The organism is Bacillus sp. 007/AIA-02/001, from assembly GCF_004634455.1.
GTDB classification, from domain to species: Bacteria; Bacillota; Bacilli; order Bacillales; family Bacillaceae_G; genus Bacillus_A; species Bacillus_A cereus.
On sequence record NZ_SEIY01000028.1, the window covers coordinates 17,915 to 32,602 of the forward strand.

A 14,688-nucleotide genomic window follows, 5' to 3' on the forward strand; every position below is an offset into this window, starting at 1 on the left:
TGATCTTTTTAGATGACCCGTACGGGATTCGAACCCGTGTTACCGCCGTGAAAGGGCGGTGTCTTAACCACTTGACCAACGGGCCGTTAAATTAAATATAGCGGCGGAGGGGATCGAACCCCCGACCTCACGGGTATGAACCGTACGCTCTAGCCAGCTGAGCTACACCGCCATGTCGTCTTATTTAACGGACAATTAGTATCTTACATCAGATACTAATTAAAGTCAACACATCTCAAAAACTTTTTTAAAAATATTTTTAACATATAAAAAAGCACCCTGAGCCATCACTCTGGGTACCTCTCTATATGTTAAAAACTAAACGTCCTTATTATCCGCGACGCGCGCCACGGCCACCACGTTTAGACTCTGTGTTACGCTTTAAAGAAGTTAAACGATCTTCGCTATCTTTTAAGAAGCGTGCCATCTTTTGCTCAAATGTTTCTTTCGGAGCTCGGTCGTTACCGCCACCGCGATTATCTCTGTTGAAAGAGCGATTATTACGTTGTGGACGTCCAGAACGTTGTTGATCACCACCGCGTTGGTATTCACCGCGTGGACGATCTCCTTCTGTTTTTTCACGTTCTTTCGCTTTTTTGATAGATAAACCAATCTTTCCATCTTTTTCAACATTAATAACTTTTACTTCTACTTGGTCGCCCACTTTTAAGTGATCGTTAATATCTTTTACATAGTTATCAGCAACTTCACTAATATGAACAAGACCCGTTAAGCCCTCTGGCAGCTCCACAAAAGCCCCAAAATTTGTAATACCTGTTACTTTACCCTGTAACTTGCTGCCTACCTCGATTGACATAAAAAAAATGCTCCTCCTTAGTGGTTAAAAAGTCAAATTTTACTTTATTATATATAATCCTAAAATATAGTGTCAATAAGACATACTCTACTTAGAAACAGGAAAAATTATCTCCCCTTTACCAGAGAAGAAATAATCCCTTCTAGCAATCTTTAATACGTACTCTTCATCATTTAACTTTTGAACTTCGTCTTTTAGACTTTTTTCTTTATTCGTTAATGAATCCAGTTCTTTTTTCATGTCCTTAACTTTTGCTTCTTTTGCTTTAATGGAACTGTTTTGTTGATAAAACGTTACACTAATACTCGCAATAATTGTAAAAGTAAAGACAAGAAAAACCGCTAAACGGCGATAAAGTCGCTTCCTGTTCTCATCCGTTTGTATTATATGCTCTTTAACAGGATTTGGACTCTGTTTTTCGATTGTTCTTTGTCTCAGTTCCCTCATTTCCGAGGTCCCCCTAACTTCTTTTTTATATGCTCCCATAGTTGGAAGATATGTCCCTTCAATTTTGCTATATATTGCAGGAACCCTATATGTTTCACTATAAAAAGTTTAACACGATTAGGGAGAAGTTTCCATATGAGCGAAGCAATAAATCGAACAGGCCAGAAAAAAACTTTCCATATGAAAAGTAATATCCAAATCACCATTTTCCATAACACATGTCCAATTGAAAGCAGTATACGAAATAAGAATAATATAAATGCAATAAATAGCTGCGCTATAATAATAACAGGTTTTATCATGAGTAGCTGTATAATTCGAACAAAAAAATATGTTGTTTGCATAAAAATATAGATGAGAAAATTTAACAGCTTCATGTATAGTGCCTTCAGTAAGCTTTGATATGCCGCAAAACCACATAATAATGCCAAAAACACATATATACGTAGCTCAGCTTCATTTACGAGAAGCAATACATAAAAGACGGATAATGCTTGGACAATCCAAAATAATATATCATGTATAAATACAAGCCAACGTTTACGTTCTTGGCGCTTTAAAAAACGTTGATATGTATCTAAAGACGCTCCAATCCAAGCACCCATTCCAATCATTGAAAGCATTGTATACAACTGAATTGTTAAGCTCATTTAAACAACTTACTAAAGAAACCTTTAGTTTTTTCCCCTTGATTTTCATCAATATACAGCATCTCATTAACTTTCCCTTTAATCGACACAATACCTTTTTCCACATCTAAATTTTTCATTTGTAAATTTTGACCACGAATTGTTAAAAAACCCATTACGGTCTCTAGTAAAAACTCTTCGCTATCAAAACTCTCTACCTGCTTCACACCGGTAATATCAATTATACGCCTGCCACGCATAATAATGTCATGCTCTACAGAAACATTTTGTTGATTAGAAGACGTAGGTGAGTAACCATTATTCACGTAAATCCCCCCATAGGTTTTTACTAGCTAATAGTAATGTATGAGGGGATAAATGATTTTAGAACAAGCCTTCTTCCGCTTTTACTTTTTCTTCACGAACTAAGCTATACATATTTGCTGCATCTTCTTTTTTAGTTGTTTCTTTTAATTCATTTATTTTCACAGTCACTATTTTTTGACCAAAACGAATTGTTAATTCGTCAGCTACTTTCACATCAGAACTTGCTTTTGCCACTTGACCATTAATAGATATTCTTCCTTGATCAGCTACTTCTTTCGCTAATGTTCTTCTTTTAATTAAACGTGATACTTTTAAAAACTTATCTAGACGCATATCAAATCCCCCTATTAGCGCTCTGTCTGTTTCGCTTCTTCCCATAAAACATCTAACTGTTCTAATGATAAATCTTTCATCTCTTTATTCATTTCAGCTACTTTTGCCTCCATGTATAAAAAACGACCAGTAAATTTCTCATTAGTTGAACGTAACGCCTCTTCTGGATCTATTTTGTAATGACGAGCTATATTAACAAATGCAAATAGTAAATCACCAAACTCACCCAGCATCTTTTTCTCATCCATATTTGTAACCTCTTGTTGGAACTCTTGCCATTCTTCCAAAGCTTTCTCTATCATCGGTTGCACATCAACCCAATCAAATCCAACCTTACCAGCTTTCTTCTGAATTTCATAGGCGCGTAGTAACTGCGGCAAACTTTTGGGAACGCCATTTAAAACAGATTCTTTCACGAATCCTTTTTCTTGTTTTTTAATTTCTTCCCAATTTGCAATCACTTCATCAGCGCTGTTTACATCCGTATTTCCAAACACATGCGGATGGCGACGAACCATTTTCTCAGATAGAGTTCGAATGATATCATCTATAGAGAACCAACCTTCATCTTCTCCGATTTGAGCATGAAGCATAACTTGTAATAATATATCACCTAATTCTTCTACTAAGTGATCATCATCCTCTTCATCGATTGCTTCCAACACTTCATAAGCTTCCTCAATTAAATATTTCTTTAATGATTGATGTGTTTGCTTTTTATCCCACGGACAACCATTTGGACCACGAAGTTCCGCAATAATTTCTCTAAGAACATCAAACTGTTGATACAAGGACGCACGCTCCTGAACTGGCGGCACGTACACACTCGTTAAATTATTCAATTCCGTTTCATGATCTAACATGTACAACGGTACCTTCTTTACTTGTTCAAATGAAGTTCCTGCAGCTGTTACGATATACACTTCATAATCATCTGGTAACATCTCCATTAATGTTAATTTCACATCAGATGCAACGAATGCATCATATACTTGGCAAAAGATTAAATGTTGACGCAGTTCTAATTGCCCTCTTTCAAATGATGTAGCATCAAGTAATTGGAATCCTTCAATCGGATCAATCTTTAGACTTGCAAACATAGGATCAAGGAAACTTTGTCCACCCTCAATTCGCACTTCAACATTTGAAACTTCTCCTTTTTCCAACAGTAGCTGAACTGTTCTTTCTGCTACAAGTGGATGCCCGGGAACAGCATAGATAATTTCTGTACCTTCAGCTTGTTCTAGCAATTTATTCGCAATTGTTTCATATACAATTTCAAACGTATCATGTGCTTCATATACAGCATCAAAAGACGTATATTGTACGCCTTCTTTCTCCAATTCTTCTATAACTGGATGTTCTTTCGTTCTAACAAACAGATGGTCTGCTTCTTTTATTTTTCGATATACACCCATCGTTAGCTGATCTAATTCACCAGCTCCTAAACCTAAAATAGTAATGATTCCACTCACAACCAGTCACCTCTATCCACTCTTCTTCAATGAACCTTCTTTTTTCTCTTGTTTCATAACGGTTCCTAATTCTTTTTTTGTAAATACACGTAATTTCAAAATAAAAAACATATATGTCAATCCGCCAATGGCTACACCTAACAACGCTTCAAGTGTCGCGCTTCCTCTATGTTCCGTATCAATTACTAATCCAGACATCTGTAACACACGTGTGAATATCATTAATACAAATCCCATACAGATACCACTAATTACTATCCCTAACATATTTCGCTTATTGATAAGTGACCCTGATACAGCTCTCGTAAGCAACAAAGTATTTAGTCCAGAGATTATAATTAACGCACATAAAGTCGCAAAGGCTGCACCTTTCACACCAAAATAAGGCATGAATATATAATTTAACGCTAACTTTAAGCAACCTCCAAATACAACAAATAATGCTGGCTTAAACGTTTGCCCCAATCCTTGTAAAATAGAAGCTGTCGTAATTGACAATGAACTAAATAAAATAGATAACGATAAAATAGATAAAACATCTGATCCATCACTGTTTTCAAACAACATAATATTCGTAGGTTGAATAATACAAGTTAGTCCAATAGCTGCTGCAAGTCCAATAACACATGTTATTTTCACTGCTAACTTTACCTTTTCTTGAATAAAGGAAAGATCTCCTCTTTCCTTCGCCGCTGTAATAATCGGAATAAGTGACAACGAGAAAGAAGTCGTCACAACAGTACCTAATTGCATTAGCGGAATACTTCTATCATAAACACCCTTTAATACCTTTGCATTTTCAGCCTGTTCTCCCGCACCAATAAGTAAGCTGTAAAAGGACACTGAATCAGCCATCTGTATAAAAATAAGCACTAAATTACTAACACAAATCGCTAACCCCTGCCAAAAAAGGATTTTAACTATCTTCCTTTTACCCTTAATTCTCGCTGCACTTTTGAAGAATATAGAACGAAAATCTTGACGCATATACAATATAAGTACAATAATCCCAATAAGACCACCCGCAATTGAGCCTAACATAGCCCCTGCACCAACTGTATATAAATCAAATCCGTGAGCAATTAGGAATAGCGATAAAAATACAATAATAGAAACTCGAATTGTTTGTTCTATTACTTGCGAAACAGCCGTTGGCATCATATTATTAAATCCTTGAAAATACCCTCTTGCTACAGACAAAAATGGCATCAATAAGAATGAAAATGAAATAACACGTAGTAACTTATCTAAGTGTATATCGCCCATAGCTACCGCAATTGTTTCGGCCCCAAAAAACAATGTAAAGAAGCCTATAAAACCAATTCCTAATAAGAACCAAAAAGATACACAAATAACTTCTTCTGCTTCTTTTTGTTTTCCCCGCTCTAATCGTTCTGCAACCATTTTCGAAATGATAACAGGAAATCCATAAGTAGCTACAATTAAACAAAATCCATAAAACGGGTAAATTTGTTGGTAAATATAAAACCCAATATCCCCCGCTATATTTTGATATGGAATACGGTAAAAAGCGCTTAATACTTTTGTAACGAAACTTGCAATCGTTAATATAATAGCCCCACGCCAAAAGGCTTGATACTTCTTCGCTTCCATACAAGAAAACTCCTTTTTCTATTCTCACCTCTCGTATTATATCATAAAGAAAAGAACAAACTCCCTTCCCAACACGGGTAATAATGAGTTCCTACACGTTAAAAATATTCAACGAAAAAAGGTAGCAAAGTGCTACCTTCATTCAATATACATATATCTCCAAATAATTGATTTCTCAAAAAGAAAGATCATAATTAGGAAAGATTGCTACTTCTAAAATCAATATACCCTTACTGTTCCATTTGTTTCGCTAAGAAACTGGCAGCAGTATTAACCGCTTTATGCTCGATCTCGCTTATAATAGCTTCTTTTGAAAAAATAATGACGGCTCCAATCGGATCTCCGTTTGCAACAATTGGTCCAACTGTATAAGAATGAACCTTTTCTGTTACACCATCAATAATGGAAATATCACTTTCATCCGTCATAATAACAGACTTTCGTTCTTCCATCGTTTTTTCAATTAAATCGCCAACACTTTTATTTAAGTATTCTTTTTTCGATACGCCTGATACTGCGATGATAGAATCTCGATCACACACAAGCACATTATGTCCTAAGCTGTCATATAAAGCATCAGCATATTCTTTTGCAAAATCACCTAGCTCACTAATTGGAGAATACTTCTTTAAAATTACCTCTCCATCGCGATCAACAAATATTTCTAGTGGGTCTCCTTCTCGAATACGTAAAGTTCTACGAATTTCCTTCGGGATTACGACCCTGCCTAAATCATCAATTCGACGTACGATTCCAGTTGCTTTCATTCTAATGCTGCCTCACTTTCTACTGATGATCAAAGTGGTGAATTTACCTGTTCATGTAAAAATCACCAACTGTTAGATATAGTATTTTACACATTAGTTCTTCTATGCACGTCGAATTGTATTTTTTTATCTTATTTTAGGCATTTATTACTTCTTTTTTTACATCTGGTAAGCCTTTTAATAAATTTTCAGCAATCGTTAACCACTTCGATGTCTCTAAGCCATTTGTTTTCATAACAATTTTCAATTGTGATCCTTCCATTCCTAAACCAATCATACGTCCAAAACTATTTCCGAGCATGAATAATTTTCCACCATCAATATTTTGACTTGCTTGTTCAGAAAACAGGAATGTTACTTCAAATTTATTCTGCTTAATTAATTCAATTTGTTCTTTCATTGCCAACACTTTAATATTTGCAATTTGTAATAAATAACCAACTTCTTGTGGATAATCGCCAAATCTATCGATCATTTCTTCCTGCAATTCTTCAATATCCTCAATTGCAGAAACACCTCTAAATTGTTTATACATCATAATTTTTTGCTTACTATCTGAAATATAAGCATCTGGTAAGTATGCATCTACCTCTAAGTCAATTTCAACATTAACTATATTTTCAGCCCCATCTGTTCCTCTACGCTGTTCAATTGCATCTTTTAACATTTGAGAATATAGATCAAATCCGACAGAATCAATAAATCCATGCTGTTCTGCCCCTAACAAATTACCTGCTCCACGAATAGATAAATCTCTCATCGCAATTTTGAAACCAGATCCAAGTTCCGTGAACTCTTTAATTGCTTGTAGACGCTTCTCTGCAACCTCTGACAGCACTTTGTCACGTTTATATGCAAAGTATGCATATGCAACACGATTAGAACGTCCAACACGCCCACGAAGCTGATACAATTGTGATAATCCCATACGATCTGCATCAAATACAATTAACGTATTTACATTCGGAATATCTACACCCGTCTCAATAATTGTTGTACTTACAAGAACATCATGCTGTCCTTCTAAAAATGATAGCATAACAGACTCTAATTCGCTTTCGTTCATTTTCCCATGTGCGTACGTTACGCGGGCATCTGGAACTAACATCGAAATTTCATCTGCTTTTCTTTCAATATCCTCTACACGGTTATATAGGAAGTAAACTTGACCACCTCTTGCAAGCTCTCGCTCTATCGCCTCTCGCATTAACGCTGGATTATACTCGACTACATACGTTTGGACTGGGAAACGATTTTCTGGTGGTGTCTCAATAACAGATAAGTCGCGCACACCAAGCATAGACATATGAAGCGTCCGCGGAATCGGAGTTGCCGTTAATGTTAATACGTCAACATTCGCCTTCAATTGTTTAATTTTTTCTTTATGTGTCACACCAAATCTTTGTTCTTCATCAATAATAAGAAGCCCTAAATCTTTATAAGTAACATCTTTAGATAAAATACGATGTGTTCCGATTACAATATCTACTGTTCCATCCTTTAAGCCCTTAATTGTTTCATTTTGTTGTTTCCTCGTACGGAATCTACTTAATAAGCCTATATTGATTGGATAATCTTGAAAACGCTCTCGAATTGTTTCATAGTGTTGCTGCGCAAGAATCGTTGTCGGTACTAAAATTGCAACTTGTTTTTCATCCATAATCGCTTTAAATGCCGCACGAATAGCCACTTCGGTCTTTCCATACCCTACATCACCACAAAGGAGCCTATCCATCGGGCGTCCGCGTTCCATATCTTTTTTAATCTCGTCAATAGAACGTAACTGATCCTCTGTCTCTTGGTATGGGAAAGATGATTCGAACTCTTGTTGTTCTGCCGTATCTGGCGTATATGCATAGCCTTTTGAAGCTTCGCGCTCAGCATATAGTTTAATTAGGTCATCCGCAATGTCTTGTACAGATTTTTCAACTTTCGTTTTAACCTTTTTCCAATCATTCCCACCTAATTTGTAAACTTTCGGATCCTTACCTTCAGATCCTACATATTTTTGAACCTGATCAATTTGTTCAATTGGAACGTATAGCTTATCATTACCTTGATATTTAATATTTAAATAATCTTTATGAACACCATTAATCTCTAATGTCTCAATACCTAAAAATTTACCTATACCATGATTTACATGAACTACATAATCTCCAACTTTTAATTCCGAATAACTTTTAATACGTTCAGCATTCGATAGCTTTTGTTTACGTTGTGATTTTTTAACTTTCTTATGAAAAAGCTCCTTTTCAGTAATGACAACAAGCTTTTGCATCGGCATTTCAAATCCTGCATGTAAATCACCTACAGCAATTTGTAACCTTCCAGGCAATAAAATATCTGTACCTTCTACAATATCTGCCTCAATATCATAATCACTTAAAATATGTTGTAATTTTTTCACACGTTCATCATCTGTTCCGAGTACAACAGTCGTAAAATGCCCTTCATTCCATCTATCAATTTCTGTTTTTAACAAATTCATCTGTCCATGGAAATCTTGCATTGTTTTACATGTTACATTAACAATATTTTGCGGATGTGTGTGTGCGATATGACGCAAGAATAACGTTAAATATACAAAACTTCTTTTTTTATGATGAAGAAACCCCTCGAATGGGTGAGAGAAAGATAAATCTTGAATAATTGTTCCTTCACCAAGAAGTGATATATACCATTCCGCCTCTTCTGTTTCAAGATGTGATGCTGTTTCTTGAATACGGGAAATCTCATCTAAAATTACAACACCATCTTCTGGTAAATAATCTATCAGACTAGCAGGTTCTTTATAGAAAATAGATAAGTATTTAAACATCTGTTCTATACTTTGCCCGTTTTTCAACATCTCAATTTCATGACTTACCGTCTCAAGCACTTTAGTCTTTAGTTTATCATCAGAAAGTTTTTGCATCGTCTTAGTCAAGCCTTCTTCAAGATGCTGAATTCCTGATTTTAATTCTTCCTGTGAAAATAAAAACTCTGTTGCCGGACCAAACCTAACGTTTTCTTTTTTACCTTGAGAACGCTGTTCATCCACATCAAATAATCGAATAGAATCGACTTCTGTATCAAAGAATTCAATACGAAATGGTAGTTCTTCAGTTAAAGGATAAATATCTAATATTCCCCCACGCAAACTGAACTCCCCTGGAGCTTCTACCATCGACTTACGTTCATAGCCAATATGATGTAAAGTATGCAAGAGCGCATCTAAATCAATCTCTTGCCCTAGATTGATTTCAACTTGCTTTTGCTTCCACAATTCTTTTATTGGTAAAAATCTACGCAATCCTGCCACTGGCGCTACAATGATTCCATTCTCTCCCGCAGCCAAGCGATTTAACACTTCTATACGTTGCGCCTTCAATTCTGGACTTGCAACTCCAATTTCCGATGCTATCAGTTCATTCACTGGATATAACCACACATCTTTTTCACCAAGTAACGCCACTAAATCTTCATGTACTTTTTGTGCTTGGTATAAGTTATGTGTCACGATTAATTGTGATTTTTTTGTTTTTTTATATAAAGCCGCCATTAATAATGAACGAGAAGACGTTGCCATCCCTGATATAAGTTGTTCTTTTAACCCATCTTCTAACCCATTAATAACCGATTGTATCTCTTCATTTTTATAAAATTGCTCTAATAAACCTATCATTTTTAAAACTCCTCTCAACATAAAGAGCAAGTCATTCTATTTTATGCAAATATTTTGGAAAAGGAAAACAGAAAAATGCTTTGGACATGCCAAAGCGACAACATTTTATTGCAGAAATTTTTCATACTCATAATACTCAGGATAAGATGCGAGCGTTTCTTGACACGATTCACAAATCGTTTTTATATATATATTTCCATTCTCATGAAAATGAATCATTTCTACTACTTCTTGCTCCGTTAGTTGAAATAAAACGTCGCTATATACTTTTTCTGCGTTAATGGAGCCTACATTACCTCCGCAGTGTCTGCAATAATAATACCCTTCCATACTAGCCTCCTAAAAATTCAATTACTACTAGTATGGGTAAAACAAAAGAGAAATATTCCCAATCTCATTTTTAACTATTGAAAGTATTCATGATTTGAAGAAAAGGCTTATTTAGCCACTCTTCACATGCATCCGCTGCTTTTTCAATAGAATGGTTAACATCCGGAATCTCTTCAGATGTAAAGCGTCCTAATACATAATCGACTACCTTCATTCCATTTTTCGGGCGATCAATTCCCATACGGATACGTTGAAATTCTTGTGTTCCTAAGTGCGAAATCGTTGACTTTACACCATTATGTCCACCAGCACTACCTTTCATGCGAAGACGCAATTTACCTACAGGAATGTCTAAATCGTCGTACATAACAACGAAGTCCTCAACATCAATTTTATAATAATCCATAAGTGGACGAATACTTTCCCCAGATAAATTCATGTATGTTAGCGGCTTTAATAAGATTACCTTTTCTCCATTAACAAACCCTGCACCAAATACACCTTTAAATTTTTGTTCATTCAAAGAAATGTTCCAACGCTTCGCAAGTTCATCAATGGCCATAAATCCAATATTATGCCTTGTTAATTCATATTCTCTACCTGGGTTCCCAAGTCCTACTATCAATTTCATTCTTGTACCACTACTTTCTTTTTTCGATACGAAAAGACGTAACCAATTTTGGTTACGTCTCATTCTATCCAATTAATTGAATAATACACTCACAGATTCTTCTTCGTATACACGAATGATTGCTTCTCCGATTAATGGAGCAACTGAAAGTTCATGTACTTTGTCGATTTTCTTCTCTTCTGGTAATACGATAGAGTTCGTTACAACTAACTCTTTAATGTTTGAATTTTGAATACGCTCAATTGCTGGACCAGATAATACTGGGTGTGTACAGCAAGCATATACTTCAGAAGCACCGTTCTCAACAAGAGCGTTTGCTGCTAATGTAATTGTACCAGCTGTATCAATGATGTCATCAATTAAAATCGCTGTTTTGCCTTCAATATTACCGATAATGTTCATTACCTCTGAAACGTTCGGGCGAGGACGACGCTTATCAATAATAGCGATTGGCGCTTTTAGACGATCTGCCATTTTTCTCGCACGAGTTACACCACCATGATCAGGAGACACGATTACGATATCTTTAAGACCTTTTGTTTCAAAGTAATCAGAAAGAATCGGTACACCCATTAAGTGGTCGATTGGGATATCAAAGAACCCTTGAATTTGTGGAGCATGTAAATCTAGAGTGATTACACGAGTTGCACCTGCTGTTTCAAGCAAGTTTGCTACAAGTTTCGATGTAATTGGTTCACGAGAACGCGCTTTACGGTCTTGACGCGCATAACCATAGTAAGGAATAACAATATTAATTGTTTTCGCAGATGCACGTTTTAATGCATCGATCATAATAAGTAATTCCATGATATGTTCGTTTACTGGGAAGCTTGTAGATTGAATAATGAATACATCGCAACCACGGATACTTTCTTCAATGTTAATTTGAACTTCTCCATCACTAAAACGATCAACAGAACATTTTCCTAGTCCTACTCCAATATGCTTTGCAATCTGCTCAGCAAGTTCCTTATTAGAGTTTAAAGAGAATACTTTCAAATTAGAATTTAGATATTGAGTCGACATCTAGATTAACCCTCCACATTATTATGATTTTTTCTTATTCAGCAATTGATCAACATAGTCTTCTTTGTTAACTTGACGTGCACGTGCTACCGATAATGCTTTTGATGGAACATTCTCTGTAATTGTAGAGCCTGCCGCCACATAAGCACCATCTTCAACTGTTACTGGAGCAACAAGGTTTGAATTACATCCAATAAATACCCCATTACCAATCACAGTTTTGAATTTATTCTTACCGTCATAGTTCACCGTAATTGAACCACAACCAAGATTCACGTCTTCTCCAACTTGTGCATCCCCGATATAACTCAAGTGTGAAGCTTTACTTCTATTACCAAAGACAGTTTTTTTGATTTCCACGAAGTTTCCAACGCGTACTTCGTCTCCAATAACTGAATCTGGGCGAATATGTGCAAATGGACCAACCGATACTTCTGTACCAAGCTTACTATCATGTACAGTAGATTGTCGAATTGTCGTACGATCTCCAATTTCACTATCGCGAATTACTGTATGCGGTCCAATTTCACAATCAGAACCAATTACAGTGTTCCCCTCAATAATTGTTCCTGGATGAAGAACTGTATCGCTACCGATAATTGCATCAGCAGAAATATAAGTGTTACTTGGATCAATAATTGTAACACCATTTACCATGTTCTTTCGGTTGATACGGTTTTTCATAATAATTTCCGCTTGCGATAGAGCGACTCTGTCGTTAACACCTAACGTTTCATCGAACTGCTCTGTTTGATAAGCTGATACGATATGACCTTCATTTTTTAAAATCTCAATAACATCTGGAAGGTAATATTCACCTTGCACGTTATCATTTGAAACTTTAGAAAGTGAAGCAAATAAAGCCTTATTATCAAAACAATACGTACCTGTATTGATTTCTTTAATAGCTAATTCTTTCTCATTTGCATCTTTATGCTCAACAATCTTTTCAACATGACCATTCTCATTACGAACAATACGGCCATATCCAGCAGGCTCTTCTATGTATGCTGTTAGCACCGTCGCCATTGCTCCTGCTTCTTTATGTTGCTGAAGTAATGCTTCCATTGTTTCAGCAGTTATTAGAGGCGTATCACCACAAATAACTAAAGTTGTTCCTTCTTCATTTGCAAGTACACTTGCAGCTTGATCTACAGCATGTGCTGTACCAAGTTGTTCTGCTTGTAATGCAAATTCACTTACGTTCCCTAGCTGTTCTTGTACCATTTCAGCACCATGTCCAACAACCGTTACAAGTTTCTGCAATCCTAATTGAGATACTTGATCGACTACGTGTTGTACCATAGGTTTTCCACATACAGGATGCAGCACTTTGTATAGCTTAGACTTCATACGTGTGCCTTTACCTGCAGCTAGAATCACTGCAAATCTGTTTGACATATAGACCCTCCATCGCAACCTATTTATCCATTAAAGATATTATCCTAAATCATCATATATTTCAAGAAACACATTTTAACTATTAAATTTTACCATAATTCTTATAAGATGTTTTACTCTTTAGTATCTTTTTTAAGAAATAAGCTATACTATTTAAAATGATTTTGAAAAAATTAGTAGTTTCTTCTTTTTATGTTAATAAATTATACAGTTTCCAAATATAAAGCAAAAAAAACAAACCCCTGTAAATGCTTACAGGAGTTTGCTACAAAATTATAAGGCTTTTTGTCAAAAGCCCTTTTCATTCGAATTTTACGAAGCACCTGCTTCTTCAAACTCAACCTCTTCTAACTCGCCTAAACGATGATACTCTGTTAAAACCGCATCTTGAATTTTAGAGCGTGTACCAGAATTAATTGGATGTGCAATGTCACGGAACTCTCCATCTGGAGTACGTTTACTTGGCATTGCTACAAATAATCCATTATTACCATCAATTACACGAATATCATGAACAACAAATTCATGGTCTAGAGTAATAGAGGCAATTGCTCTCATGCGGCCTTCTGTGTTTACGCGGCGTAATCTTACGTCAGTCACTTCCATCTTGTGTTCACCACCCTTTTCTAAATAAGCGATATATTTGTATAAATTCCACAAATTTTCTATTTTCCCTTTAATTTTTTAAAAATTTTTAAGATAAAAATTTTTAAAGTAGTTGAATATAGAGATTAGTGGAGGTTATCGCTTACAAAAGGTTACTTAACTAGGGCGATTACTTCAATTTCAACGGAAACATCTTTCGGTAATTTTGCTACTTGCACACAAGATCGAGCTGGTTTATGAGTAGAGAAATAAGAGCTATACACTTCATTCACAGCATTAAAATCATCCATGTCCTTTAAAAATACTGTTGTTTTTACGACTGTATCAAATGAAGCACCTGCTTCCTCTAATACCGCTTGTAAATTTTGAAATACTTGTTCTGTTTGTACTGTTACATCTCCTGTTACAAGCTCCCCATTTGCCATCAATGGAATTTGTCCTGAGCTATAGAACATGTTATTTACAATAATCCCCTGTGAATAAGGTCCAATTGCTTGTGGTGCCTTGCTTGTTTGAACAACTTTCATACTTTTCACCCTTTTATTATTTATTTTACTCTTTAAAAATAGTGTACGAAAGGCAGTTTGTCCATCTATTTTATAATCTATAAATAAAATA

At 35.6% G+C, this 14,688-nt stretch carries 15 protein-coding genes and 2 tRNA genes; all 17 read right to left on the reverse strand.

All coding sequences use genetic code 11. From position 1 onward, the window contains the following. Window positions 1–13 precede the first annotated feature (13 nt). The 17 genes from ES895_RS27755 to ES895_RS27835 all read right to left on the reverse strand — a co-directional run bounded on the left by ES895_RS27755 (window position 14) and on the right by ES895_RS27835 (window position 14,597). A tRNA-Glu gene (locus ES895_RS27755) sits at window positions 14–85 on the reverse strand. A 13-nt stretch (window positions 86–98) separates the two neighbouring features. Further along, a tRNA-Met gene (locus ES895_RS27760) sits at window positions 99–172 on the reverse strand. A 159-nt stretch (window positions 173–331) separates the two neighbouring features. Further along, complete coding sequence (locus ES895_RS27765; RefSeq protein WP_000021451.1) at window positions 332–817, reverse strand: S1 domain-containing RNA-binding protein; 486 nt, start codon at window positions 815–817, stop codon at window positions 332–334. 87 nt (window positions 818–904) lie between these two features. Beyond that, window positions 905–1,264, reverse strand: a complete 360-nt coding sequence (divIC, locus tag ES895_RS27770; protein ID WP_001208739.1) for a cell division protein DivIC — start codon at window positions 1,262–1,264, stop codon at window positions 905–907. Then, entirely contained in the window at window positions 1,261–1,914 is a 654-nt protein-coding gene (yabQ, locus tag ES895_RS27775; protein WP_000059777.1) for a spore cortex biosynthesis protein YabQ, read from the reverse strand. The genes divIC and yabQ overlap by 4 nt, the downstream gene beginning before the upstream one ends. Further along, a complete protein-coding gene (gene yabP, locus ES895_RS27780) occupies window positions 1,911–2,219 on the reverse strand; it encodes a sporulation protein YabP (RefSeq protein WP_001059104.1) in 309 nt (102 codons plus the stop codon). The genes yabQ and yabP overlap by 4 nt, the downstream gene beginning before the upstream one ends. Before the next feature lie 58 nt (window positions 2,220–2,277). Then, complete coding sequence (locus ES895_RS27785) at window positions 2,278–2,553, reverse strand: RNA-binding S4 domain-containing protein (protein WP_001234876.1); 276 nt, start codon at window positions 2,551–2,553, stop codon at window positions 2,278–2,280. A 14-nt stretch (window positions 2,554–2,567) separates the two neighbouring features. Further along, entirely contained in the window at window positions 2,568–4,028 is a 1,461-nt protein-coding gene (gene yabN, locus ES895_RS27790; protein WP_000014241.1) for a bifunctional methyltransferase/pyrophosphohydrolase YabN, read from the reverse strand. A 12-nt stretch (window positions 4,029–4,040) separates the two neighbouring features. After that, the gene (locus ES895_RS27795) at window positions 4,041–5,642 is read right to left on the reverse strand and encodes a putative polysaccharide biosynthesis protein (protein ID WP_135238821.1); all 1,602 of its coding nucleotides are present in this window, start codon (window positions 5,640–5,642) and stop codon (window positions 4,041–4,043) included. 230 nt (window positions 5,643–5,872) lie between these two features. Beyond that, on the reverse strand, window positions 5,873–6,409 hold the full coding sequence (gene spoVT / locus ES895_RS27800) for a stage V sporulation protein T (RefSeq protein ID WP_000648302.1): 537 nt from the start codon (window positions 6,407–6,409) through the stop codon (window positions 5,873–5,875). A gap of 136 nt (window positions 6,410–6,545) precedes the next feature. Beyond that, window positions 6,546–10,076, reverse strand: coding sequence for a transcription-repair coupling factor (mfd, locus tag ES895_RS27805; protein ID WP_000579678.1), 3,531 nt, complete (start codon window positions 10,074–10,076; stop codon window positions 6,546–6,548). Window positions 10,077–10,181: 105 nt separating this feature from the next. After that, window positions 10,182–10,406 (reverse strand): anti-sigma-F factor Fin family protein, encoded by a 225-nt coding sequence (locus tag ES895_RS27810; RefSeq protein WP_000399438.1) that lies wholly within the window; start codon window positions 10,404–10,406, stop codon window positions 10,182–10,184. Between the two features lie 70 nt (window positions 10,407–10,476). Then, entirely contained in the window at window positions 10,477–11,037 is a 561-nt protein-coding gene (pth, locus tag ES895_RS27815; protein WP_000767702.1) for an aminoacyl-tRNA hydrolase, read from the reverse strand. 72 nt (window positions 11,038–11,109) lie between these two features. Next, a complete protein-coding gene (locus ES895_RS27820; protein ID WP_000107420.1) occupies window positions 11,110–12,063 on the reverse strand; it encodes a ribose-phosphate diphosphokinase in 954 nt (317 codons plus the stop codon). Between the two features lie 21 nt (window positions 12,064–12,084). Further along, the gene (gene glmU, locus ES895_RS27825) at window positions 12,085–13,464 is read right to left on the reverse strand and encodes a bifunctional UDP-N-acetylglucosamine diphosphorylase/glucosamine-1-phosphate N-acetyltransferase GlmU (protein WP_000071039.1); all 1,380 of its coding nucleotides are present in this window, start codon (window positions 13,462–13,464) and stop codon (window positions 12,085–12,087) included. A 312-nt stretch (window positions 13,465–13,776) separates the two neighbouring features. Beyond that, window positions 13,777–14,070: a septation regulator SpoVG gene (gene spoVG / locus ES895_RS27830; protein ID WP_000454041.1), complete on the reverse strand. Its 294-nt coding sequence runs from the start codon at window positions 14,068–14,070 to the stop codon at window positions 13,777–13,779. A gap of 152 nt (window positions 14,071–14,222) precedes the next feature. Beyond that, window positions 14,223–14,597 (reverse strand): RidA family protein, encoded by a 375-nt coding sequence (locus tag ES895_RS27835; protein WP_000869811.1) that lies wholly within the window; start codon window positions 14,595–14,597, stop codon window positions 14,223–14,225. Between the last annotated feature and the right edge of the window lie 91 nt (window positions 14,598–14,688).

Bases quoted from the DNA above. Each gene is read 5' to 3' on its own strand.
- ES895_RS27765 (WP_000021451.1), bottom strand. From the start codon at position 817: ATGTCAATCGAGGTAGGCAGCAAGTTACAGGGTAAAGTAACAGGTATT.
- divIC (WP_001208739.1), bottom strand. From the start codon at position 1,264: ATGAGGGAACTGAGACAAAGAACAATCGAAAAACAGAGTCCAAATCCT.
- yabQ (WP_000059777.1), bottom strand. From the start codon at position 1,914: ATGAGCTTAACAATTCAGTTGTATACAATGCTTTCAATGATTGGAATG.
- ES895_RS27785 (WP_001234876.1), bottom strand. From the start codon at position 2,553: ATGCGTCTAGATAAGTTTTTAAAAGTATCACGTTTAATTAAAAGAAGA.
- ES895_RS27795 (WP_135238821.1), bottom strand. From the start codon at position 5,642: ATGGAAGCGAAGAAGTATCAAGCCTTTTGGCGTGGGGCTATTATATTA.
- spoVT (WP_000648302.1), bottom strand. From the start codon at position 6,409: ATGAAAGCAACTGGAATCGTACGTCGAATTGATGATTTAGGCAGGGTC.
- mfd (WP_000579678.1), bottom strand. From the start codon at position 10,076: ATGATAGGTTTATTAGAGCAATTTTATAAAAATGAAGAGATACAATCG.
- ES895_RS27810 (WP_000399438.1), bottom strand. From the start codon at position 10,406: ATGGAAGGGTATTATTATTGCAGACACTGCGGAGGTAATGTAGGCTCC.
- pth (WP_000767702.1), bottom strand. From the start codon at position 11,037: ATGAAATTGATAGTAGGACTTGGGAACCCAGGTAGAGAATATGAATTA.
- ES895_RS27820 (WP_000107420.1), bottom strand. From the start codon at position 12,063: ATGTCGACTCAATATCTAAATTCTAATTTGAAAGTATTCTCTTTAAAC.
- glmU (WP_000071039.1), bottom strand. From the start codon at position 13,464: ATGTCAAACAGATTTGCAGTGATTCTAGCTGCAGGTAAAGGCACACGT.
- spoVG (WP_000454041.1), bottom strand. From the start codon at position 14,070: ATGGAAGTGACTGACGTAAGATTACGCCGCGTAAACACAGAAGGCCGC.
- ES895_RS27835 (WP_000869811.1), bottom strand. From the start codon at position 14,597: ATGAAAGTTGTTCAAACAAGCAAGGCACCACAAGCAATTGGACCTTAT.